Genomic DNA, 23113 nt, shown 5'->3' with positions numbered 1-23113 from the left:
GTCAGCCTCCGAAAATGCCCGGCAATGGGCGCATGTAGATGCCAAGAACTTCCTGAACCAGATACCAGACCGCGCCTGTGGCGATCAGCGCGACGGGTAGCATGACGTGCCATTTGCGCTCACCCAGAATGAAAGACCCGAGGATCAGAAAGGCCGAGGTCGAGATCAGAAACCCAACAGGGCGCAGGCAAAGCGCGTAAATCACCATCAAGGCCAGCAACATAAGCGCTTGATCAAGATGGTATTCCCCCAGTCGCCGGTAATCGATATCGGCTTCCTTTGGTTCCGCCTTTTCAAAACCCAGCAAAATGATCGTGGTGGTAACGACACCCAGAACCGACAGCACTTTGGGGAAGGTGCTGGGCCAGATCGGATTTCGCTGCATGAAAGGGGGCAGGCTGCCGTCCATCGTGAACCAGGCGGCGTAGCCATATGTCAAACACACACCCAGAAGAATGAGCGCGATCCAGCGATCCAGCGCCATGAGAGCCTCTCCCTGTTCCTGTTCGTGGGAAGGCAGAGCGGCGGATCCGCTCTGCCGAAAACGGACTTAGAGGAAGCCCAGCTTTTTCATAAGATCGCCGATCTGCTGTTCCTGCTGCTCCAGGAAGGTCTGGAAATCTGCGCCCGAGTTGTGGATGTTGACCCAACCGTTGCGTGCACGAACCTCTTCCCATTCCTGGGTGTCGTACATCTTGGCAATCGCTTCCTGGTAGGCGGCCAGTTTTTCTTCGGGCAGGCCGGGGGCCGCGAAGAAGCCGCGCCAGTTCACGAAAGTGGTGTCAATACCCTGTTCCTTCATCGTCATCGCGTCAGGAGCCGCATCAACGCGCTCTTCGGATGTCACGCCGATAATCTTGACTTCACCCGCATTCGCCAGATCGACCGCTTCCGAGAAACCGGTGGACAAGGCGGCGATTTCACCCGACAGCAGGGCCGCCATGGCTTTGCCGCCCGCATCATAGGGGATGTATTTCACGCCAAGCGCATCCTTGCCCGCTGCTTCCATCACCATCGCCGCCACCAGATGGTCCATGCCGCCGGGAACCGAGCCGCCACCGATCGCTGTGCCGCCTGGGTCCGCATCAAAAGCGGCAAGCAGATCCGCCATCGAGTTGATCGGGCTGTCTTTGCCTACAACGATCGCGGCATAGTCGCCGATAGTGCCCGAAACCAGCGTCAGGTCGCGGAAGTTGTGAGGAAATACACCGGTCAATGAGCGGATCACGATCGGCGTCGAATTCACCATCAGAGTGCCATGGTTGCTGTCGGCATTTTCAATCAGATATCCAATGGCTTTGCCACCACCGCCGCCCGACATGTTTTCGTATGACGCCGTGCCAACAAGGCCAGCTTTTGTCAGCGCTTCGCCTGTGCCGCGCGCGGTTCCGTCCCAGCCGCCACCGGCGCCACCGGGGATCAGAAAGTGAATGCTGTCCACGACCTGATGGCCATCAGCCAAAGCCGGCCCTGCCAGGCCAATTGCGGCCACAGCCGCGATCAGGGCGCGACGGCCCAGTGTGAATGTCGTCATGATGTCCTCCCATTTGACAACCAGCCGCATGGCGGCTCAGATTGGGTGGAACAAAAACACATCAACCTGACATCAACCTGTCACGCACGAAAAATAGCAAAAATCCCATGAAATTCCTCCTTGTGGAAGACAATCTTGATCTGGCGAACGCCATCTGTTCGCGCATGAGGTTAGACGGCCATGTGGTTGATCATGCGTCTAAATTGGACGAGGCGACCGCCTTTACCGAAACTCAGGAATATGACCTTATTCTGTTGGATATCATGTTGCCGGATGGGGATGGGCGCGACTTTCTCAAACGGCATCGCGCAGGTCGCCTGGACACCCCCGTGATCGTTTTGACCGCACGCAGCCAGGTTTCGGATCGAATCGGTTCGCTGGATCTGGGGGCCGACGACTATGTCACCAAACCGTTCGACCACGCCGAACTCGAGGCCCGCTGCCGCGCCGTTCTGCGTCGCAAATCCGGGAATTCACGGACAACGATTGAAGTGGGCGGAATAGTCTTTGATCCATTGGCAGGTCATCTGACCGTAGGGGATGAGACTGTTTCGTTGCGCAACCGGGAACTGCGCCTTCTGGAACTGTTCATCAGCGCGCCTGGTCAGGTTTTTTCGAAACAGAAACTGACCGACCGGCTTTTTTCATATGATGACGATGTCTCGGACAATGCAATCGAGGTTTACGTTGGCCGCCTTCGCAAACATCTTGAACCGTCGGACTTGAAGATCACCACGCTTCGCGGACTGGGATACAGGCTGGATCATGCCTCCTGATCCCCCTCCTGATCCCTATGTGTCAGGATCGCTTCGGAACAGGCTGGTCCTGACTTTGATCGGTGGCGCCGCGATATTGGCGTTTCTTCTGTTTGTCGCGGTTCGCAACTATGCCGCACAGGTCGCGCAACAAGGGCAGGACAACATCCTTGGGGCGTCGGTCACCTCAATTCTGGACGCGGCTGCCTTGCGCGACGGTCAGTTGGAGGTTGATATTCCCTATGCAGCCTTCGCCATGCTCAGCACACCGTCCGACGACCGGGTTTTTTACGCAATTTTTCAGGATGGCGCGTTTCTTTCAGGATATGAAGATCTGCAGCAGGCCACAGGGCAATTCGACGGCAAGTGGAGCTTTCAAACCAGTCGGATAAGGGGTGAAACCATACGTCAGGTCAGTGCTCGGCGAACCCTGGTGGGCCTGAACAAACAAACCGTCATCGAGGTCGCGTTGGGCCAAACGCAGGACGCGCTTGCGGAAACTCTGGACCAGATTTCACGCAACGCGGCGATTTTGGGCGTCGGGTTCTTTGCCCTTGCCGCTGCGCTGTCGTTCTGGGCCACCTCGTCCACGATTGGCCAATTGAACAGGCTTACGACCTCTGTCACCCGGCGCGGCCCGCAGGACCTGAGCCCGTTCAAAAAGCCCGTACCCCGCGAAATGGCGCCTTTGGTGGCGTCGTTGAACTCTTTGATGGGGCGACTGGATCAGTCATTGAGCCAATCGGAGGATTTCATCGCCGAGGCGGCCCACCGGGTGCGCACCCCTTTGGCAACCGTTCGATCTTATGCCGATGCCACATTGCAGAGGGTTGAAAAGGAAGAAAATCGCGAAGCATTGCGCTCAATGGTGCGGGCGATTGATGAAAGCTCGCGCGCGGCGGGGCAATTGCTGGATCATGCGATGATCACGTTCCGCGCCGATCATCTGGAGCGCGAAGACATTGATCTCAATGCTTTGGTCCGTGATCTGGTGCAGCGTCTCACGCCAATCGCCGAGATGAAGGACTTGTCGCTTTCCCTGAGTGGCGATCCAAAGGTTTCCTACTCGGGTGATCCGATTCTTATTCAAAACGCTGTGCGCAACATGATCGACAACGCTCTGAAATATGCCCCTGCGGACAGTTTTGTACGCATCGAGGTTGTTTCGGAGCCACGCATTCAGATAATTGTCAAAGACCGTGGGCCGGGGTTTCCTCCTGACGAGATCGGCACTTTGACGCGCCGTTTTGAGCGCGGGAAGAACGCAAGCGGAACCATCGGATCCGGATTGGGCCTTACAATCGTTCAGGACGTTGCATCTGCACATGGTGGCACACTGGAATTGACCAATCGGCAGGGGGGCGGCGCGTGCGTTATCTTATCGCTTTGATTTTCTTCAGCCTTCCTGTCGTTGTTGCCGCCCAAACCTGGGAGGACAGGCAGGTTTTCAACGCCTCGGCAAATGAGGCGCATCTACGCGTGATCTCAAGCACGGACACCTTTCTGTTCGAACCCTTGATTGCGGGTTTCATCGAAGAAAACCCCGGTATCTCTGTCGAATACCTGGTGACCGGCACCGCAGATATCGACCGAATAGTCCGCGCCGCGCCGGAAGACTTCGATGTTGTCATATCCAGCGCGATGGATCTGCAACTGAAGCTGGCAAACGACGGTTTCGGGCGTATCATCGACGACATACCGCTGCCATCCTGGGCCCAATGGCATCAAAGCCTGTTCGCGTTCACATCGGAACCGGCGACAATCGTGATTAACCGCGCGGCCTTTGCCGGCGGCCCCATCCCCGAGACCCGGCAACAACTAATCGAAATCCTTCGTTTGCGTCCCGATGATTTCAGGGGCCGTGTGGGCACCTATGACATCCGTCAATCCGGTCTGGGTTATCTGTTCGCAACGCAGGATGCCCGCGCGTCCGAGACGTATTGGCGGCTTATGGAGGTGATGGGTGGATTGGACGTACGCCTGTACTGTTGTTCGGCGGATATGATCGATGACCTCGTCAAAGGTGAGATTGCAGTGGCTTACAACGTTCTGGGCAGCTACGCCGAAGCCCGCGCCGGAAGCAAGGACACGGTGGAAATCATTCTGCCGTCGGATTTTCAGACGACCATGATGCGCACGGCCATGGTGTTGAATGGCACCCCGCAACCGGACGCGGCCACGTCTTTTCTCAAACACCTGATTTCCAACCAAACCAAGCGGGTAGGCGACCCTGTTACCTTGCCGCCCTTGGCCCCACACGAAACTGGCACCGATCGCGAAACGATAGGGCTGGACCCGGGGCTCATGACATTTCTGGACAGGCTGAAACGCCGCCGTTTTCTGGCAGAATGGGAAAACGCGGTCATCCAGCGATAACCGCGTCCGCATCATTCGCGAAACGCGCGGTTGAAGTAGTCTGCCATCGGTTTCACAAGATAGGACAACGGCGTGCGTTCGTCGGTCTTGATCAGTGTCTCAACCGGCATACCCGGCAAAAGTTCCTGACCATTGAGCCGGTCGATCTCACCGTCGTTCAGCACCACTTCGGCGCGGTAAAAGGTGAAACCGGACTGTTCATCCGTGAAGGTGTCCGCCGAGACGTTGTTGACCTGTCCTTCGAGTTCGGGCGTTTCGCGTTGATTGAACGCCGGAAAGCGCAGGGCAACGGATTGCCCGACATGCAACTGATCCACATGGATCGCATCCACCCGCGCTGCCACCAACAGCGGCGTGTCCTGCGGAACCACATACATCATGGGTTCGCCCGGCTGAATGACCGATTGCAGGGCAAAGACTTGACTGCCGTAAACCGTACCGCTGACAGGTGCGCGAATTTCAAGCCTGGCCAGACGTTCCGCCAGGGACAAACGTCGTTCCCACAGCTCTGCCACCTGCGCCTGAACGTCCCGCAAAGTAGTGATCGCTTCTTCCCGCCGGGTCGCGGTCAGTTCGACAATCTTGATCTCGGTTGATGCAATCTGTCCCTTGAGGCGCGCAACGGACGCTTCCAGTTTGCCGATTTCGCCTGTCAGGCTGGCTTCTTCGCGTTGCAGCGCCAGCACGCGGCTGTTTTGTGTCAGACCCCTGCTCAACAGGCTTTGCTGATCCTTCAACTCCGCCTCGATCAACTCTGTCTGGCGGCGCAACGAGACCAACTGAGCCTGCGTGCCTGCGATCTCGCTTTCTATCTGAACCAACTGTTTGCGCAGTTGTTCGTCCTGCTTGGACAGCGTTTCCAGCCGGGCATCGAACAGGTTCTGTTGCCCTGCAATCAGGTCCGGATCGATATCGTATTCTTTTTGAACCTCAGCCAGGCGCGTGGCCAATTCTTCGGATGTCAGGCCATCCCGCTCGGCCTCCAGCCGGGCGCGGCGGGCCAGCAGATCAAAGAGTTGAGATTCTACAATCGTCTGTTCTGAAGACAGAAATGTGTCATCCAACCGCAAAAGCAAATCGCCCGAGGCAACCGTATCACCGTCGCGCACGAAAATCTCGCCGACCACGCCGCCGTCAGGATGTTCAACGACCTGACGGTTGCTTTGAACTTCAATGACGCCCGAAGATACAATCGCCCCGGCCAGCCGCGTTTTCACGGCCCAAAGGCCCAACCCGCCGACCAGAATGCCAAGGGCAAGAAATCCCACCAGCGCAGGTATTTTGATGCCCCAGACGGGGACGGGTGTCTTGGTTGATTTTTTCGCCATTATTCACCTACGGGGCTAAGCTTGCGCTTAATCGCGCCCGCATTCTGGACCATTGCGTTCAGAACCTCGTCGCGGCTGCCAAACCTCACCACCTGGCCTTTTTCCACAACAGCAAGATCGTCACATTCCGAAATGGCCTGCGGGCGGTGCGTCATGATGATGGCGGCCTTTCCCGCTTCCTTGAGGCCGCGCACGGCTGCATTCAAAGCTTCGGTGCCATCTGCGTCGAGGGCCGAGTTCGGTTCGTCCAAAATAAGAAGGACCGGGTCGCCATACAGCGCACGGGCCAGCGCAATGCGCTGTTTCTGACCGCCCGACAACTGACTGTCATTGCCTTCAAGAAAGGTGCCGTAACCCTTTTCCAATGACAGAATCAGTTCGTGTGCCTTGGCCTTCTTGGCCGCCGCAACCACCGCTTCTGAATCCGGGTTTTCCGACATCCGTGCAATATTTTCAGCAACGGTTCCGTTGAACAGGGTCACCTGCTGCGGCAAGTATCCGATATGGCTGCCCAGATCGTTGGGATCATATTGGTCCAACGTGGCCCCGCCCAACCGGATCTCGCCAGCCGCCGGTCTCCAAAGCCCAAGCAGAGCCTTGGCCAGGGTCGTCTTGCCCGACCCACTTTTCCCGATCACACCAAGCGCCTTTCCCGGTTCCAGTTTCAGGTTAACGTTCCGCAATGTTGGCGCAGTGGCACCCGGAGGGATTACCGTCAGGGATTTGGCTTCCAATTGGGATTTTGGGATCGGCAAACGAATCCGCTGTTCCTCTGGCGGTGTCTGGTCCAGAAACCGGTTCAACGAACTCCAGGCCGTGCGTGCCCGTTCGACCAAACTCCATTGGCCGACAGCCTGTTCCACCGGGGCCAAGGCCCGTCCCAAGAGAATCGAGCCCGCAATCATCGCCCCGGGCGTCATTTCGTTTTGCAGTACCAACCACGCGCCCAAAGCCAGCATGGCAGATTGCAGGAAAAGCCGAAGCGATTTCGTCAGCGACGTGAAGCTACCAGTCCAGTCACTGGCGGAAATGCTTTGACGCAAAGCTTCGGAACGCTGGTTCAACCACCGCCTGGTCACGTCCGCCTGCATTCCCTGAGAGCGCACAACCTCAGCTGCTTGCCTTGCGTGTTCGGAAAAGGCATTCGCCCGAGCCGCCGCGGATTGTGCCTCGGCCACCTTACGGCTGGTCAGGGCCTGGTTGAGTAATGCGATCACCACAAGCAGCACGCCACTTGCAACGGCCAACCAGCCAAGAAGTGGATGAAAAATGAATATCGCCCCCAGGAAGACAGGTGTCCACGGAATATCCATTACTGCAAGCAACACGGGCGAAGAGCACAAGGTGCGAATGGCCTCGAGATCCCGCAGTGCAGTTGCCGGAGCCGATCGCACCTGGGGCACCAGAGACCGACGCATTGTCGCTTCGAACACACGTTCATCCAGCTGTGACTGGAACCGTGCACCAAAGCGGGCAACGATGCGACCGCGTGCATAGTCCAGCATAGCCATCAGCGCATAAAGCAACGCAACAAGCAAAAACAGTGCTGTCAGAGTTTCAACTGCCCGTGAACCAAGAACCCGATCATATACTTGCAGCATGAACAGCGGACCTGTCAGCATGAGCAGGTTGACGAAGATGCTGAACAAAAACGCCAAGGCCAGAAAGGCAATGCCCTGATTGCGCACGTTGCGCAATTCATGGCGAGGGGCCGCTGACAGGCGGTGTTGAGGTTTCACAGTTTAAAATCCACATCATTCGGACAGGCATCGCCGCATTTAGAAAGTTAGTTCAGCATTGCCAAGTTTGCACATGTTTTTTTGAGCAAGAAACCGCAGACAGCAGGCTGGAAGAAGCACTTTTTGGCCAACGTCGCAAAGACTGTCTCAACGTTTGAACTCGGTGGTTCCGACGCACGGAAACTATGCGGTCGCGGCCAAAAGCACCTGACCAGTTCCGAGGTCTGGGCCAACGCAAGGTCAGGTTGTCGGCGACGGATACGCCAATGATGGCCCACACGATGCGCATCAGGTGATGACTGATTGCAAAGCCTGGGTCAGCGCCCGAGATCAAAATAAGAGCGCCTACTCAAGCTGCACAGAAGATGCGTGTTCGCGCATTTCAGCAGCGCGACCGTACAAACTATCAGGGCCAATAGGACAAACGAATAATACCTCCTCGCAAAGATGTTTGGAGTATCACCGTGATCGATCGCGGTACTTCGCGCGGTACACTATGGGTTTTAGATGTTGCCAGAACTGCCTTGAAACACCGGTGGTGGCTGGCTGGTGGCAGGGTATGTTGCTACGGCTCCGCTTAAACCTTGGCGATTTGCTTTCACCCTGCTGTTAGGTTTGACAGAGCTGACAAGGCGGGCCTGCAGGGCCGGGACACTGATTGAAATCACAAACGTACTCAGAGAACTACGCCAGAAACGGCACCGTCAGTTTAACCGAACGGGCCGCCTCCAGCGCCAAAGGATCTTTAAATCCACAAGCTGTCTTCGTCCAAATGGGGTGTAAGTGCCGGACTGGCCTCGCCATCCTCGACGTCCAAGTTCCCACTCAATACGGCGGCCAATGAGTCTTCGGAAACGTTAAGCGCCCCGTCCTGAGCCTGATGCAAGTTCACCAGTATGTAGTCGTCTTCTACGTCTTCAGGAGCCTCAAGGTCAGGGACGAACTTTAGAATATCGACCGTTTCATCCCAATCGGACACACCCAAAACTTCTTCGCCCGTCGGCATTTTCTGATCGCCTTCAGTAAACCGAGCGAGTTTGGGCAATCCGTATCCCACTGTCCCACTGCCATCGATATCAAAGCCATAGAAAGTTTCGACCGCGACCACGTCAGGGACGGTGTTGGAACTGACATATACACCATTGGAATCCGTGACCCATTCACCGTAAGTTCCGTCCGAATTCTTCCACAATACCCGGTAGCCGCCACCTGAAGCCTCGGCGTGAATGGCCTGCCAGCCGGGGAAACTGTTCGGTCCGACAGTAGCGTTGTTGAATGTCATCTTGGTGGTGCCGCCAATCAGATATTCACCTTGGGTTGTCGCCCCCAGCGTTGTCGCGCCGTTGGATTCAATACTGATCGTTCCATGCCCCGTCAGCCCGTCATTGTTCAGGTCTACACCATAGAAGACCTCTACATCCGCAACATTGGTGATTGTTGTACTGCTTTGGAATTCACCAGCCGCATTCGTCGTCCATTCACCGTAGGACCCATCCGAGTTCTTCCACAACACCCGATAGCCGCCACCTGAAGCCTCGGCCTGAACGGCCTGCCAACCCGGGAAGCTGCCAGGACCGGCATTAGCCTGGTTGAGCTTCAAGTCGATGCTGCCGCCGATTACATATGCGCCATTGGTTGACGATCCCAGCGTCGTGGAACCGTTGGATTCGATGCTGGTCGTGATATGGCCGATTTGCCCATCATTGTTCAGATTTGCGCCATAAAAGACCTCGACATCCCTGACGTCGTCTATGGTGCTGCTGCTGACAAAACGACCATTAGCATCCGTCACCCATTCCCCAAACGTGCCATTCGCATTCTTCCAAAGCACCCTGTAGCCGCCGCCCGAAGCCTCGGCGTGAATGGCCTGCCAGCCAGGGAAACTGCCCGAGCCGGCTTTGGCACCGTTTAGGGTCAGTTCAATGGTGCCATTAATCAAGTATGAACCCAAGCTTGACGAAACGAGTGTCGTGGAGCCAGTGGTTTCAACCGTGACCGTACCATGACCCGTCAGCCCGTCATTGTTCAAATCAGCACCATAGAAGGCCTCAACATCAGCCACGTTGCCGATGCTACTGCTGCTGAGGAACTGACCATTGGCATTTACCGTCCATTCCCCGTACGTCCCATCCACGTTTTTCCACAGCACTTTGTAACCGCCGCCCGAAGCCTCGGCCTGAATGGCCTGCCAGCCGGCGATCGTGTTTTGACCAACAGCCTGACCATTAAATACCAGCGTCACGTTCGAGCTGCCTGCATCCAGAACGTAAATGCCCTGACTTGCATGTTTCAGTGTGGTGCCGGTCGTCTCGATATCCGAAAGCTGCATGGCAGCTTCGATATTCGAACGAGTATACGCCTGTGATCCATTCAGGAACTGTATGGCCTCGACATCATCTTCCACCGTGAAAGTGATACGTGAAACGGCATCGATAAATTCGTATTTCGTGCCGTTTTTAATGAACAGATAGCTGCTGATGGCGCTGACAAATCGGACTGTGTCAGTACCGCTTCCTCCGGAAAACGAGCCGGCATTGTTGGTCACAATGGCCCAATCGTCGCCCTGGCCGCCGAATACCTGGTCTGCGCCGGAACCGTTCGCCAGATAAATGGTGTCGTTCCCCAAGCCGCCATAAACGGTGTTGTTGTTGGTTCCGTCGGACACTGAATAGATCTTATCGTGACCATGGTTGCCATTCAGAACGTTCTGAGCGGTATTCCCGACGATCACGTCGTCACCGGTCCCGCCGATCGCGTTTTCAATCACAACGCCATGCGCGATTGTAAAGCCGCCCTTTATGCCCTCTGCGTAAGACACTACGCCGCCGCCGGTCTCGGAATAATCCAGTGTTGCGGCCCGCAGGTCGATCCGCGCCTTCGAACTGCCGACATGCTGGATGGTATCGTTTCCACCAGTATCCCAAATAGACTGATAGCCGGTACCCGCAACGTTTGCCCAAGGAAGCGTGTAGGTATTGTTAGCAGAGTTGTGGTTGGTATTGGCGCCATACATCGCCTGCAACGCAGCAATGTCCAAAGCGCCAAGACCCGTTGAACCACCATAAGTCGCGTTGACAGAGAGAATTCCGTTCTTTTCGGTCCAGCCATCATTATACGACATCACCGTGTAGACACCCTGATTCAGGCTGCCGGTCCCGAAAGAGTCAAATGGCGATGTAACGCCATTCATCACGGTTGTACCCAAACCGGTGTCGTGGGGATGACCCAACCCTAGCGCGTGACCCAGTTCGTGGAGCAACGTAGTAAAGAAAAACCCGCCCGGATCGCCGTTTCCATTTGTTCCGGCAGTCCAGTAAGCGGTGTTGAAGGCGCCTTCGGAGGGGTTGCGCGATGGCGTGTAGTGGTAGCCAAGCGTTCTGGGATTTGAAAAAAAGCTTGTGGGCGCAATGACCTCTACCAAGTCGGCAGAAGCACTGCCGGATTCGACAAAAGTCACATTTGCGACTGCTTCAATTGCAGAGAGAGCCGCTCGGAATTCTGCTTTGTATTCCGCAGTCCACGCTTGTGTACCCGCGTATTGTTCGAAGTGATAAGAAATTACGGTGGTGGTCGCAGGATTGCCGTCACCGTAGGCAACATAACCTTGTATTGGACTGAGCGGAGAAGAAGCGGAAGGTCTTGGTATTATAGTCGTAGTAGCCATTGCTCAGCCCTGTACCTCGGAAGATTAGATTGCACTCGGATGCACGCTTAAATTGTTCTTTTTATGACAAACTACTATGCACCAACCCTTTTGAAACAGCAGGTGACACCATGTTTCAAATGACACTTTCTTTCAACAGCAGAACCGTCTCATAAGTGCAACAGAAACCCGTGTTCCTTGGCTGAACCAGGCATCTGCGGCCGTTTAGGGTTTAGGCATTCAGCCAAGTATTTTTTCATTTTTTTTGGACCCGTTCTCGGAGCTTTTGATCCGGTGGCAAACTTTCGCTTATTCCATGGACTCTGTAGTGAGGATTTGCCCAAGGCGGTGAACCGGTCAGGCCCGCCGAGGCTAACATCCAAGCCACTTTCGGCAGATTGCAAGCCCTATTTGCGTCAATGTCAGACAAAGCTCCAAGGGTCAGATACCGCACCGCATGGGTCCCGATTGAACCGAGCGCCGAGATTGAATTGCTACGTTGAACCGTTGGCGACATACTCAGCAATGGCGGCCCGGCTGCCACGCTGCCATATCAGGGTCAGCCAGCGGGCAAAGGCGTTGGAAAACTGTGTGCTGATTCCAAAATCACCACTGTAGAAACCCTGTTCCAGCCAAAGCTCAGGATCAGCTTTGGACGCCTTTGCAGTGCTGTTCAGGCTTTCCCATTGGGGATCATTGGGGGTGATCTCGGAGCCATCCTCACGAATACCCGCGCACATCCGGCACCAGAATGCTTCGGCGAGAGCGAGCCCGTTTGCAGAAGACCCTAATGCAAGTGCATCACGCAGCGACGGCAGCAAAAATCCGGGATGTCTTGCCGATCCGTCGAATGCAACCCTGCGTGTGGTGTCGTGAATCGCCGTGTTTGCAAATCGGCTTTCGATCAACTCAAGGTACTCATTTGCAGTGGTTTCGGGAACCGCTTCGACATGCGGAAGGATTTCTTCGACCTGCACTTTTCGAAAAAACGCCACGATGTCCGGGTCCTTCATGCAGTCGGCAATCGTCGGAACACTCAGTATTTCTCCGACATTCGCCAACAGTTGATGACCTCCGTTCAAAATGCGCAACTTCATGGTCTCGTAACCATGGACGTTGTTAGTCAGTATTGCGCCGACGTTTTCGAGGGGCGGGCGCCCGGCGCAGAAGGCATCCTCGATGACCCATTGACGAAAGTTCTCATGCGAGACGGGCGCTCTGTCATCGACGCCAAGGGCGCGGCATTGCGATACCAATTGGTCGGTGGTTGCAGGTACGATGCAATCCACCATCGAGTTCGGAAATGCGCCATGCCTGTCGATCCAGTCGGCCAGTTCCGGGTCGAACATGCGCGCCAATCCCACAACACAGTTTCGCAAAATCGTTCCGTTACCCTGAAGGTTGTCGCAGCTGAGCGCCGTGAACGGGGTCAACCCCTCGGCGCGCCGTCGTCTGAGTGCCGCAACCATTGCGCCAAAGGCCGTACGGGGCTGATTGGGGTTTTCTGCGTCATGACGGATATCTGCGTGATCGAAATCGAATGCGCCGCTGTTGGCCTCCAGAAAATACCCTCCTTCGGTAACAGTCAGCGAAACGATCCGGGTGGCCGGGTCGGCCATCGCGTGGATGAGGGCAGCGTTGTTTTCTTCGATCGGCAGGTAGTCGATCATCGGGCCAATCACCTCGGCGGACATTCCGTTTGGCCCCAACTCGATCAGCGTTGTGAGGCAATCCTGCGCCAGCAATCGTTCTCGCATGACGGCGTCATAGCTTCGCACACCCGCTCCGACGATTGCCCAGTCATAGGCCAACCCCTGCTGCATGAGCCGATGGATATACCAGGCCTGATGCGCGCGATGGAAGTTACCCAATCCTATATGAACGATGCCCGGCGTCAGATCCGTACGTTCATACTTCGGAGTCTTCACGGTGGTTGGCAGCTTGGAAAGGCTCTCTTGCCGCAGCCGTGCAGGGGTTTTTGCGTTCGCCACAGGGTCCATCAGCTCATCCAATTTCCGCCGTCGACATTGTAAGTCTGCGCGACGACATACCTGGCTTCGTCAGAGGCTAGAAAAACCGCCATGCCCGTCAGGTCTTCCGCGCGCCCCATGCGGCCATATGGAACAGCTGCCGCCACTTCGCGCTTCTTCTGGCCAAGGGGTTTGCCTTCGTGTTTTGCAAAAAAGGCGTCCACGCCATCCCAGTGTTCGCCATCGACGACACCGGGGGCAATCGCGTTTACATTGATCCCATGAGAAATCAGGTTCAGCCCCGCCGATTGGGTCAGTGATATGATCGCCGCCTTGCTGGCGCAGTAGACAGCGACCAAAGGTTCACCCCTTCGCCCGGCCTGCGAGGCCATATTGATAATTCGGCCTTTGGTTCCGTGCTCGATCATATGTTTGGCGACGGCCTGCATCGTAAACAGCGCGCCCGCGACGTTGATGTCAAACACCCGATTGTAGTCGGCGCGCTCGATCTCGACGAATGGTGCGGCGCTGAAGATGGCCGCGTTGTTGATCAGAATGTCGATTGGGCCGAATTGCGCCGCGGTTTTGGCTATGGCCTGATCGATGCTCTGCTGGTCGGTCACGTCCATTTCGACAGCGAAAGCTGCCGCGCCGATTCCAGCGGCCGCGTCCTGCGCGCGCTGGATGTCGATGTCGGCGACGGCGACCCGCGCGCCCTCTGCCACGTAGGCCTTGGCAAATGCCAATCCAATTCCCCGCGCAGCCCCTGTAATCAGGGCGGTTTTGCCCGTCAGACGTTTCATTCGATCCGCAGACCGTCTGCGTCAAATCTGTGGATCACATCGGCGCGTGGAGTCAGATGAATGCGATCCCCATGGCGGAAACCAACCTCGCCATCGGCACGAACAGTGATTGTCTCGGCCAGTCCGGTGTCGTGGACGTGGAAAAACGTGTCCGAACCAAGATGTTCAGAGACGCTGACGCGCCCGGACCATTCTCCTTCGGAGTCCGACACCGCGATGTGTTCCGGTCGAATGCCGATCGTTTGTGCGCCATGCTTTGCCGCTTCGGGCCCTTCGATAAAATTCATCTTGGGCGAGCCAATAAACCCCGCAACAAACAGGTTGCGTGGCGTTCGGTACAGTTCCAACGGGCTGCCAACCTGTTCGATCACGCCAGCTTGGAGCACAACGATCTTGTCCGCCATTGTCATGGCTTCGACCTGATCGTGGGTGACGTAGATCATCGTTGTCGCGAGGCGTTCATGTAGCTCGCTGATCTCCAACCGCATGCCCACCCGCAAAGCTGCGTCGAGGTTTGAAAGCGGTTCATCGAACAGGAACGCGGCCGGTTCACGAACGATAGCCCGACCAATGGCGACGCGCTGGCGTTGACCACCGGACAACTGGCCTGGGCGGCGATCCAGGTAATCAGTCAGGTTCAGGACACTGGCCGCGCCCTCAACCCGCTTATCGATTTCAGCCTGATCCAGTTTCGCCATGCGCAGCGGAAAGGCGATGTTCTTGCGAACGGTCATATGCGGGTAAAGCGCATAAGATTGGAACACCATTGCCAGCCCCCGTTTGGCGGGCGGCACGTCTGTTGCGTCTGCTCCATCGATTTCTATGTGGCCACTGGTGATGTCTTCCAGCCCTGCGATCAGGCGCAGCAGCGTGGATTTTCCGCAGCCCGAAGGGCCGACGAAAACGGTGAACTCGCCATCTTCAATGGTCAAATCCAGCGGAGGGATGACCTGAACGTCGCCGAAGCTTTTGGTCACGGACTTGAGTTGTATGCGTCCCATGAGGAATGCTCCTTATTTCACAGCGCCGAAGGTCAGGCCGCGGACAAGTTGTTTCTGGCTGAACCAGCCAAGGATCAGGATGGGTGCAATTGCCATGGTCGAGGCCGCGCTGAGCTTGGCAAAGAACAGGCCCTCGGGGCTGGAATAACTGGCGATGAAGGCGGTCAGTGGCGCCGCATCAACAGCCGTCAGATTGAGGGTCCAGAACGCCTCGTTCCACGCAAGGATAAAGTTCAGCAACACGGTCGAAGCGATGCCGGGAATGGCCATAGGGGTTAGGACATAGAGAATTTCCTCTTTCAGCGTCGCCCCATCCATCCGTGCAGCTTCCAGAATTTCACCCGGAATTTCGCGGAAATAAGTGTAAAGCATCCAGACGATGATCGGCAGGTTGATCAGCATCAGCACCACGACCAACCCTCCGCGCGTATCCAGAAGGCCCAGTTGGATGAACAGCAAGTAGATCGGGTACAACACACCTACGGCTGGCAGCATCTTGGTGGACAGCATCCACAACAGGATGTCCTTGGTTCGTTTGGACGGAACAAACGCCATCGCCCAGGCGGCGGGCACGGCGATGATCACACCCAGCATGGTCGATCCACCGGCGATGATCACCGAATTCCACAGGAAGCGCATATAGTCCGAGCGTTCCTGCACGATGGCGTAGTTTTCCAGCGTCCAGTCAAAGTTCAAAAACAGGGGCGGGCTGGCAATGGCCTGCGCTTCGGTTTTGAAGCTGGTCAGGATCGTCCAGAGGATCGGGAAGAAAATCAGCAGTCCAACAGCCCAGGCAAGGGCGGTGTTCAGCGATTTGCGTCGGGATGTGACAGCGCGGGCCATGGGTTTTCCTCCTCACGCGTCCAGGTTCTTGCCGACGATGCGCATCAGGAAGATCGCAACTATATTGGCAAGGATGATTGCGTAGACACCTCCGGCTGATCCAAGGCCGACATTCTGGCTTTCCAACACGCGCTGGAAGATCAGGTAGGTGAGTGTACGGGTGCCGAAAGCGCCGCCTGTGGTCACGAAGATCTCGGCGAAAATCGACAAGAGAAAGATTGTTTGGATCAGGATCACAATGGTGATCGCACGGCCCAGATGCGGCAGAATGATGTGATAAAAGCGCTTCAACGGCGGTGCACCATCCATCTCGGCTGCTTCCAGTTGCTCGCTGTCCAGCGACTGAATGGCGGTCAACAGGATCAGCGTTGCAAAGGGCAGCCATTGCCACGAAACGATCATGATGATCGAGGTCATCGACGCCTCGGACAACCACGAGATCGGCTCGGCCCCGAAAAAACGCCACAGATGGGCCAGCAAACCATTGACCGGGTCCATAAACATGTTCTTCCACACCAGCGCAGACACGGTGGGCATGACGAAGAACGGCGCGATGACAAGGATTCGGACAATGCCTTGCCCCCACATCGGCTGATCCAGCAGCATGGCAAGCAGAATTCCGAGAATGACGGTTATGATCAGAACACCGCCAACAATGACCAGTGTTGCCTGCACTGCGGGCCAGAATGTGCTGGACGAGACAAAGCGGACATAGTTGTCGAACCCGACCCAACCCAGATCACCCCCGCGCAGAGGCAGATATTTCTTGAAAGAAAAGTACAGCGTCATCGTCAATGGCACGAGCATCCAGCCAAGCAGCAGGACAACTGCGGGTGCCATCATCAGGCGAGCAACGGATCGGGAGTGTTGAGTAGCCATTACGCAAACCCTCTCTGTTCAGGCGTAACTCAGCCTGCGAGAAAAACGCGAGTTGTGGAAGTGGAGAGAGCAGGGGACAGATCACCTGTCCCCTACTGGGAGGGATGCCTCAGTACCCTGCGGCTTCCATTTCTTCAGCCGTAAAGGCCTGCGCCTTTTCAAGCGCTTCATCTACAGTCTGCTGTCCGGCATAAACCGCCGAGAATTCCTGACTGACCTGTGTGGCAATGCCTGCGAATTCCGGGATCGCAACGAACTGGATGCCAGTATAGGGTGTTGGCTTGGCGCAACAGTTCTGCGGGTCGGCCAACAGGATCGACTCGAGCGTCATCTTGGCGAACGGAATGTCCTTGTAGTTCGCGTTCTCATAAAGCGAGGTACGCGCGCCCGGAGGGACATTGGCCCAACCTTCGTTTTCCGCCACCAGTTCGATGTAGTCCTTCGAAGTAGCCCATTCGATGAACTGCTTGGCTGCATCCTCTTTCTGGGTTCCCGCCGGAATGGCCAGTGCCCAGGCCCACAGCCAGTTGGCGCGCTTGTCGACGCCTTCCGAATTTGGTGCCAGAGCAAACCCGACCTTGTCCGCGACAGTTGAATCATCCGGATTTGTCACGAAGGACGCCGCAACAGTGGCGTCGATCCACATTCCGCACTTGCCCTGCTGGAACAGCGACAGGTTTTCGTTGAAGCCGTTGGTCGCGTAACCGGCAGGGCCGGATTCATTCATCATGTCGACAAAAAAGGTCAGCGCCTCTTTCCATTCGGGCTGATCAAACTGAGGTTTCCAGTCTTCATCAAACCATCGCGCACCAAAGGAATTCGCAGTCACGGTGATAAAGGCACCGCCTTCACCCCAACCCGCCTTGCCACGCAGGCAGATGCCGTTGATGTCGTTGTCACGGTCCGTCATCGCAGCCGCCGCCTCGCGGATAAACTGCCATGTCGGCGCCTCAGGCATCTCCATCCCGGCCTTTTCCATCAGATCGGTGCGATACATGATCATCGAGCTTTCGCCATAGAACGGAGCGGCATACAGCGTGCCTTCATGGCTCAGGCCACCCGCCATCGCAGGAAGCAGATCGCCGACATCATATTCCTCTGACAGTCCATCCAAAGGAACCAACCAGCCATTCGCGCCCCAGATCGGCGTTTCGTACATGCCGATGGTCATGATATCGAACTGACCGCCCTTGGTGGTGATGTCGGTGGTAACACGCTGACGCAAGACGTTCTCCTCCAGCGTCACCCATTCCACGTCGATACCAGTCGCCTCGGTAAAGTTGTCGGTATAGCCCTGCATCCGAATCATGTCGCCATTATTGACGGTTGCGATCGTGATCGTTTCTGCATGGGCCGCGGCCGTTGCGACAAAGGTTAATGCCGTCGCCGCACGAAGTGCGTTCTTCAAATACATCCTTGTCCTCCCTGAGCTTGGATGCCGTACACAGAAAGTAGTGTGTAAATTGTCGCGGCGTCAATAAAAACTTTACGCGCGTTAAAAGTTGTAGGTTACGCGGAATCCCTCAAAACCAGTCTTGCGGGAAACAACGTTTCTGATCGCGTCTTGAATTTCCCTCCACTTTCAATGAGTTGAAACAGGGTTTCGACGCTGCGACCGGCAACATTGTCATAGTCATGAGCCGCCGTTGTAAGGGATGGGCAAGTGAACTGCGCGAAGGGATGGTCATCATTTGAGGCCACGCGCAGCGCGCAACTGTCATCACGACCGACGCGAATCCCCTGTTTGTAGCAAGCTGCAAGAAAGCCAATGGCCAGTCGATCATTGCTGCATAGTACCGAGTCGGTTCGCAAACCGCGTTCTTCCAGAACTTTCAGCGCCCCTCTTTGGCCGATTTCTTCAAACGCCCAGCCTTTGCCTTCAACTTTGATTATATGCGGCTCGAGCCCAAGACGTTCCATCACTTTGATATAGGCTTTCCTCCGCTTGTTGGCGTTTGGGTTCGCAGGTGTGCGCATTTCAAAAAACGAGGGCGGTTCACCAGTGCGGGTCATGTATTCGACGGTTTGCGAAACAAAACTGAAGTTATCAGAACCAACGAATGCAGCCCCCAAACCATCGAGATTACTGTCAAATAAGATCGTCGGAACATTGGCGCAGAATTTCTCTATTGCTGATCTGTCCGAAACGCGTCCGAGAGGCGCCAAAAGTACACCTGCCGGCTTCATGGATTGCAACCCGTCCAGAATTTCGTTTTCCAGCTTTTGTTCACCATGAGAGCTGAACAGGAACGGACGGTATCCGGCCGCGATACAGCTTTGTTCCAGATAGCGTGCGATTTCAGCAAAGAACGGATCGGCCAGATACGGTACGACGATACCGATATTCTTGGTAAGCTTCCGGTTCTGGTTCACCGCGTAAATGTTGGGGCGATAGTCGAACCGTTCCAGCGCCTCTTCGATTCGGGCCCGCGTCGTGGGGCGAACGCTGTCGGGATCGTGAAAGTATTTGGATACCGTCGGGCGCGAGATGCCGCTGAGCGCTGCAAACTCTTCCATATTCTTTATCTTGGTCATGCCAGTCTGCCTGCTGGTTTTGTTCGTCGTGAACTTATCATAGATTTACATATTCTTTGCGCGCGCTAATAAATCAATAGCCAGAGCGGCCTCGTGCAACCAGCGCGCGACAAGGCGTTCAAAGGGATTTCGAAAGTGACGCCGGACTTTTTCCAAGATTCATTCAAATTGATGACAAGGCTGGCAAAACGTATCCAGGAAGGTCTGCGTGTGGCTTGGCCGGCGCTTACGGCCGATAACTGTGGACCGAACAGCAGGCTTGGACGGGGTAAGAAAAAGTCTAGAATAATATGATCGAACGCTGAACCCAAATTCTTGACGATCTTATCTAAGCGATTGGTTTTAAACAATGGATGCTATTGCCCAACTGACCAATTGGATGATTGCCGAGGGGCGTCGTTCGGATGACCCGGAAAAAGTGGTGTCATATTTCTGTTCGTCTCTGATCGAGGCGGGTGTGCCGCTCTGGCGGGTCAATATCGGTCAGCGTTTCGCCAATCCGCTGCTGATTGCATGGGGGATCGTTTGGACACCGGATGGCACCGAAAGCTATGACGTAACACATGAGACCATGCTGACGGATGGGTATGTCGGCAGCTCATTCGAATACATTCTAGAACACCGGAAGCCACTTCACAAAAGTCTACGGCAATTGGATCCCAAGACCGAGCACTCATCATATCTTGATTTCGCCGAGCTGGGTGGCACCGATTACTATGCTACGCTGCTATATTACGGAGACGGATCGCTGCACGGCTGCACTTTTGTCACCCGGTCGCCAGAAGGGTTCTCACCCCGGCATCTGAAAATGATTGAGGATGCATTGCCCGCTTTGTCCTCTGCTCTGGAACCGGTCACAATGCGCAAGTCGTCCAAAGGTCTTCTGAGAACCTATCTTGGCGATGGGCCCTCTGATGCTGTGTGGAACGGGCGGATCAAGCGAGGGGAACGCACGACCCTTGACGCAGTTGTCATGTTCTCTGACCTGCGCGGTTTCACCGCTCTTTCGGACAGGGCATCCGAAGAGGACGTTTTCGACATGCTGAGTGGATATTTTGATCTAGTCGTGCAGTCTGTCGAAGAGAATAGCGGCGACATTCTCAAGTTTATGGGAGACGGCATTCTGTCGATATTCACCGTCGCGACACAGCAAGATTTGAACGACCAATGCAAAAGGGCAGCACGGTCCGCTCAAAGCGTATTGACCGGTTTGGCCGCACTCAACCATCGCCGCGAAGAGGCTCGGAAGCCGCCGTTGGACATAGGCATCGGGATCAATGTCGGGCAGGTCAGCTATGGCAATATCGGCAGCCCTGGCAGGCTGGATTTCACTGTTCTGGGTAAGGCAGTCAACCTCGCAAGCCGTATTGAGGTATTGACGAAATCCCTGGGCCACAGAGTTCTGGCGACGTCAGCTGTTGCCGCGGCTTCGCCTGAACTGTTCTCTGCTTGCGGGTTTCACGAAGTTCGAGGGCTTGCCGGATCCATCGAGCTGTATTCTCTCGTCGAAAAGGAGCATCAAGCCAGCCCCATGCCGGATCGCCACATTGATCCGGACAACATGGATTGAGAATCGCAAGCTTCTACATTGTCCGCAATGGCCGGTTTCAATTTGGGCTGCGGGCGACCGGGCCTCGCACCGCGCTGACTAAGGTCCCGTCGCTGGACCCTTCGACGAGACGTATTCGCGCTCAAGGACCTGGGCGCATCCAAAGCTGGTGCTGCGGACACACCTGGCCTTTTCGCGTCACAAAGCAATCCGGGCCGAGGTCATGGCTTTTCCGTAACCACCCGCCATGAGGCCCGTGATCGCACCATTCTCGATGTCAAGTTCGACCTTTATCAGGCTCGGGCTTGCCGGGTTCATAAACACCCCTTGTTCGATTTCAAATGATCGCTGAGACGTGCCGCCGAAATCATGCAACACGCATGCAAGTGGCCCGGCTGCCATCCACGTGGCGGCTTCTTCATCTATCGCGTATCTGGGTGCGAACATACGGGTTGTGGCGTTCCGGCTGGTGATTGAAGGGTCTTTCGTTAATACATAATAGCCAATCAGATCCAGTTGCTCGCTGATTTGCTTGATTTTGGCCAAATCTGGTCTGATTTTGGCAAGGCTCGCCGCATCCGAAAGACCGACGAGGATGAAGCTGTTGCCGGTGTTGACCAAAACCGGAGCAAACCTCTGATCCAGGTCAGTTTTGTCGACCCCGAGAGAGCTCAGCACATCGTCGAGTTTCACGCCCTTTTCGATCCATTCCTGAGCACCCGAGTAGCGTGGGGCCAATTGTTCCATATAGGCGGCGCCGTCTTTCGTGAGTATGCACCTGGGGCCATCAATAGTTTCCTTTGACGTATCGGCTGGGGATCCGGCCAAGCGCATCAAGGTGAGAGAAGGCGGCGATTGTGCATGACCGCAACGAGCGATGCGCCGGTTCGGTGTGAAGAAATCCAGCTTGAAGCCTTCCGTCTCGGATCGCGAGACAAACGCCGTCTCGGACAATCCAACTCTTGCCGCCACGGTTTGCATATCTTGCGCGCTCAGATCATCAGCGTCCAGAACGACGCCTGCGGGATTTCCTCCGGTGCCACCGCCGACAAACCCGTGCACGATTTCAACCGTGACTTCCTTGGCAGTGTTTGCTTGCGTGTTCATTGATCGTCTCCAAACATGAGGCCGCGCCCTTGATCGAGGCGCGGCCAGTTGCGCATCAGTTGCCGGTGGCGGTGATGCGATTCAGGAATGCGGTCATCCGTTCCGCAATTTCAGGCCCATATTCCTCCAGCGCGAAGTGTCCGGTATCGAGCAGGTGAAACTTAAGATCCTTCAGGTCGCGTTGATAGGGTAGGGCGCCTTCGGCCGGAAAGATGTGATCGTTCTTACCCCACATCAGCAGCGCAGGTGGTTGATGTTCACGAAACAACGCCTGCCATTTCGGGTACTCGGCAACGTTGGTGCCGTAGTCCAGGAACAGTTCAAGTTGCACCTCCTGATTGCCTTCGCGATCAAGCAGGTATTGGACGTGCCAATAGTTGTCCGGGCTGATCAGTTCCGGCCTCTGTACACCGTGGGTGAACTGCCACTTGGTCGCATCCAGAGTAAGAAACCCACGAAGCTGGTCGCCATTCTCTTTCGAGGGGTCGGCCCAATAGGCTTTGATCGGGTCCCAGAATTCACGCAGCCCTTCCTCATACGCATTGCCGTTCTGAATGACGAAGCCGGTGACCCGTTCGGGCTGTTCGGCAAACATCCGGAATCCAACCGGGGCACCATAGTCCATCAGATAGACCGCGTATTGATCGACACCCTTCCGATCCAGCAGGGAGGTCATGATTTCGGCGATATTCGCAAAGGAATACTCGAAATCTTCGGCTTGCGGCATGTCCGACGCCCCAAATCCGGGGAAATCGGGCGCAATCACGTGATAGTGCTTGGCCAGCTCGGGGATAAGGTTGCGGAACATATGTGACGAGGTCGGAAACCCATGAAGCAACAGAACGGTTGGCCTGCTCGGGTCTCCGGCCTCACGATAGGCGATATTGACCTCGCCGATTTTTTCTGCGCGGAAACTGACCGCTTGGGTGGCTTCAATGCCGGTCTCACTTGCGATTGCAGGGGCCGGAGTTAATGGCACCGCGATGGTAAGCGCGAGAAGACTGGCGCTGAGGATGGATTTCAAATTGCGCGACATGGGTATTTCCTTTCT

At 55.8% G+C, this 23113-nt stretch carries 18 protein-coding genes; 4 read left to right on the top strand and 14 right to left on the bottom strand.

Annotation, left to right across the window (positions count from 1 at the left end; translation table 11 throughout):
- Position 1 precedes the first annotated feature (1 nt).
- Together FIU92_RS19150 and FIU92_RS19145 are read right to left on the bottom strand one after the other, a co-directional pair.
- The gene (locus tag FIU92_RS19150; protein WP_152460311.1) at positions 2-484 is read right to left on the bottom strand and encodes a tripartite tricarboxylate transporter TctB family protein; all 483 of its coding nucleotides are present in this window, start codon (positions 482-484) and stop codon (positions 2-4) included.
- A gap of 66 nt (positions 485-550) precedes the next feature.
- On the bottom strand, positions 551-1534 hold the full coding sequence (locus FIU92_RS19145) for a tripartite tricarboxylate transporter substrate binding protein (protein WP_152460310.1): 984 nt from the start codon (positions 1532-1534) through the stop codon (positions 551-553).
- A 107-nt stretch (positions 1535-1641) separates the two neighbouring features.
- Here FIU92_RS19145 and FIU92_RS19140 point away from each other — a divergent pair, with 107 nt between their 5' ends.
- The 3 genes from FIU92_RS19140 to FIU92_RS19130 are packed head-to-tail and all read left to right on the top strand — an operon-like array spanning position 1642 to position 4665.
- A complete protein-coding gene (locus FIU92_RS19140; protein ID WP_152460309.1) occupies positions 1642-2310 on the top strand; it encodes a response regulator transcription factor in 669 nt (222 codons plus the stop codon).
- The gene (locus tag FIU92_RS19135; RefSeq protein WP_152460308.1) at positions 2300-3679 is read left to right on the top strand and encodes a sensor histidine kinase; all 1380 of its coding nucleotides are present in this window, start codon (positions 2300-2302) and stop codon (positions 3677-3679) included. The genes FIU92_RS19140 and FIU92_RS19135 overlap by 11 nt, the downstream gene beginning before the upstream one ends.
- Entirely contained in the window at positions 3658-4665 is a 1008-nt protein-coding gene (locus FIU92_RS19130; RefSeq protein WP_152460307.1) for an ABC transporter substrate-binding protein, read from the top strand. The genes FIU92_RS19135 and FIU92_RS19130 overlap by 22 nt, the downstream gene beginning before the upstream one ends.
- Before the next feature lie 11 nt (positions 4666-4676).
- On the opposite strand, the gene FIU92_RS19125 is transcribed toward FIU92_RS19130, so the two are convergent.
- From FIU92_RS19125 to FIU92_RS19080, 10 genes are all read right to left on the bottom strand, one after another.
- A complete protein-coding gene (locus tag FIU92_RS19125; protein WP_152460306.1) occupies positions 4677-5993 on the bottom strand; it encodes an HlyD family type I secretion periplasmic adaptor subunit in 1317 nt (438 codons plus the stop codon).
- The gene (locus tag FIU92_RS19120) at positions 5993-7732 is read right to left on the bottom strand and encodes a type I secretion system permease/ATPase (RefSeq protein ID WP_371419755.1); all 1740 of its coding nucleotides are present in this window, start codon (positions 7730-7732) and stop codon (positions 5993-5995) included. The genes FIU92_RS19125 and FIU92_RS19120 overlap by 1 nt, the downstream gene beginning before the upstream one ends.
- A 745-nt stretch (positions 7733-8477) precedes the next feature.
- Positions 8478-11396, bottom strand: coding sequence for a M10 family metallopeptidase C-terminal domain-containing protein (locus FIU92_RS19115; RefSeq protein ID WP_152460305.1), 2919 nt, complete (start codon positions 11394-11396; stop codon positions 8478-8480).
- A gap of 473 nt (positions 11397-11869) precedes the next feature.
- Positions 11870-13375, bottom strand: a complete 1506-nt coding sequence (locus tag FIU92_RS19110; protein WP_152460304.1) for a mannitol dehydrogenase family protein — start codon at positions 13373-13375, stop codon at positions 11870-11872.
- Entirely contained in the window at positions 13375-14148 is a 774-nt protein-coding gene (locus FIU92_RS19105) for an L-iditol 2-dehydrogenase (protein ID WP_152460303.1), read from the bottom strand. The genes FIU92_RS19110 and FIU92_RS19105 overlap by 1 nt, the downstream gene beginning before the upstream one ends.
- Positions 14145-15149 (bottom strand): ABC transporter ATP-binding protein, encoded by a 1005-nt coding sequence (locus FIU92_RS19100; protein ID WP_152460302.1) that lies wholly within the window; start codon positions 15147-15149, stop codon positions 14145-14147. Before FIU92_RS19100 ends, FIU92_RS19105 begins: the two co-directional genes overlap by 4 nt.
- A 12-nt stretch (positions 15150-15161) precedes the next feature.
- Complete coding sequence (locus FIU92_RS19095; protein WP_152460301.1) at positions 15162-15992, bottom strand: carbohydrate ABC transporter permease; 831 nt, start codon at positions 15990-15992, stop codon at positions 15162-15164.
- A gap of 12 nt (positions 15993-16004) precedes the next feature.
- Positions 16005-16871: a carbohydrate ABC transporter permease gene (locus FIU92_RS19090; protein ID WP_152460300.1), complete on the bottom strand. Its 867-nt coding sequence runs from the start codon at positions 16869-16871 to the stop codon at positions 16005-16007.
- Positions 16872-16980: 109 nt separating this feature from the next.
- Entirely contained in the window at positions 16981-18285 is a 1305-nt protein-coding gene (locus FIU92_RS19085; RefSeq protein WP_152460299.1) for a sugar ABC transporter substrate-binding protein, read from the bottom strand.
- 95 nt (positions 18286-18380) lie between these two features.
- Entirely contained in the window at positions 18381-19406 is a 1026-nt protein-coding gene (locus FIU92_RS19080; RefSeq protein ID WP_152460298.1) for a LacI family DNA-binding transcriptional regulator, read from the bottom strand.
- A gap of 349 nt (positions 19407-19755) precedes the next feature.
- On the opposite strand from FIU92_RS19080, the gene FIU92_RS19075 reads away from it, so the two are divergent.
- Positions 19756-20976 carry an adenylate/guanylate cyclase domain-containing protein gene (locus FIU92_RS19075; RefSeq protein ID WP_152460297.1) on the top strand — a complete coding sequence of 407 codons (1221 nt, stop codon included), beginning with the start codon at positions 19756-19758 and terminating at the stop codon, positions 20974-20976.
- A 177-nt stretch (positions 20977-21153) separates the two neighbouring features.
- On the opposite strand, the gene FIU92_RS19070 is transcribed toward FIU92_RS19075, so the two are convergent.
- Positions 21154-22062: a PhzF family phenazine biosynthesis protein gene (locus tag FIU92_RS19070; RefSeq protein ID WP_152460296.1), complete on the bottom strand. Its 909-nt coding sequence runs from the start codon at positions 22060-22062 to the stop codon at positions 21154-21156.
- 55 nt (positions 22063-22117) lie between these two features.
- Positions 22118-23098 (bottom strand): alpha/beta fold hydrolase, encoded by a 981-nt coding sequence (locus FIU92_RS19065; protein WP_152460295.1) that lies wholly within the window; start codon positions 23096-23098, stop codon positions 22118-22120.
- Between the last annotated feature and the right edge of the window lie 15 nt (positions 23099-23113).

It is taken from the genome of Ruegeria sp. THAF33 (genome assembly GCF_009363615.1).
In the GTDB taxonomy this organism is placed as follows: Bacteria; Pseudomonadota; Alphaproteobacteria; order Rhodobacterales; family Rhodobacteraceae; genus Ruegeria.
This window is presented reverse-complemented; position numbering and strand designations above follow the sequence as displayed.

Bases quoted from the DNA above. Each gene is read 5' to 3' on its own strand.
- FIU92_RS19140 (WP_152460309.1), top strand. From the start codon at position 1,642: ATGAAATTCCTCCTTGTGGAAGACAATCTTGATCTGGCGAACGCCATC.
- FIU92_RS19090 (WP_152460300.1), bottom strand. From the start codon at position 16,871: ATGGCTACTCAACACTCCCGATCCGTTGCTCGCCTGATGATGGCACCC.
- FIU92_RS19095 (WP_152460301.1), bottom strand. From the start codon at position 15,992: ATGGCCCGCGCTGTCACATCCCGACGCAAATCGCTGAACACCGCCCTT.
- FIU92_RS19115 (WP_152460305.1), bottom strand. From the start codon at position 11,396: ATGGCTACTACGACTATAATACCAAGACCTTCCGCTTCTTCTCCGCTC.
- FIU92_RS19135 (WP_152460308.1), top strand. From the start codon at position 2,300: ATGCCTCCTGATCCCCCTCCTGATCCCTATGTGTCAGGATCGCTTCGG.
- FIU92_RS19085 (WP_152460299.1), bottom strand. From the start codon at position 18,285: ATGTATTTGAAGAACGCACTTCGTGCGGCGACGGCATTAACCTTTGTC.
- FIU92_RS19105 (WP_152460303.1), bottom strand. From the start codon at position 14,148: ATGAAACGTCTGACGGGCAAAACCGCCCTGATTACAGGGGCTGCGCGG.
- FIU92_RS19065 (WP_152460295.1), bottom strand. From the start codon at position 23,098: ATGTCGCGCAATTTGAAATCCATCCTCAGCGCCAGTCTTCTCGCGCTT.
- FIU92_RS19110 (WP_152460304.1), bottom strand. From the start codon at position 13,375: ATGGACCCTGTGGCGAACGCAAAAACCCCTGCACGGCTGCGGCAAGAG.
- FIU92_RS19150 (WP_152460311.1), bottom strand. From the start codon at position 484: ATGGCGCTGGATCGCTGGATCGCGCTCATTCTTCTGGGTGTGTGTTTG.
- FIU92_RS19080 (WP_152460298.1), bottom strand. From the start codon at position 19,406: ATGACCAAGATAAAGAATATGGAAGAGTTTGCAGCGCTCAGCGGCATC.
- FIU92_RS19070 (WP_152460296.1), bottom strand. From the start codon at position 22,062: ATGAACACGCAAGCAAACACTGCCAAGGAAGTCACGGTTGAAATCGTG.
- FIU92_RS19100 (WP_152460302.1), bottom strand. From the start codon at position 15,149: ATGGGACGCATACAACTCAAGTCCGTGACCAAAAGCTTCGGCGACGTT.
- FIU92_RS19125 (WP_152460306.1), bottom strand. From the start codon at position 5,993: ATGGCGAAAAAATCAACCAAGACACCCGTCCCCGTCTGGGGCATCAAA.
- FIU92_RS19075 (WP_152460297.1), top strand. From the start codon at position 19,756: ATGGATGCTATTGCCCAACTGACCAATTGGATGATTGCCGAGGGGCGT.
- FIU92_RS19145 (WP_152460310.1), bottom strand. From the start codon at position 1,534: ATGACGACATTCACACTGGGCCGTCGCGCCCTGATCGCGGCTGTGGCC.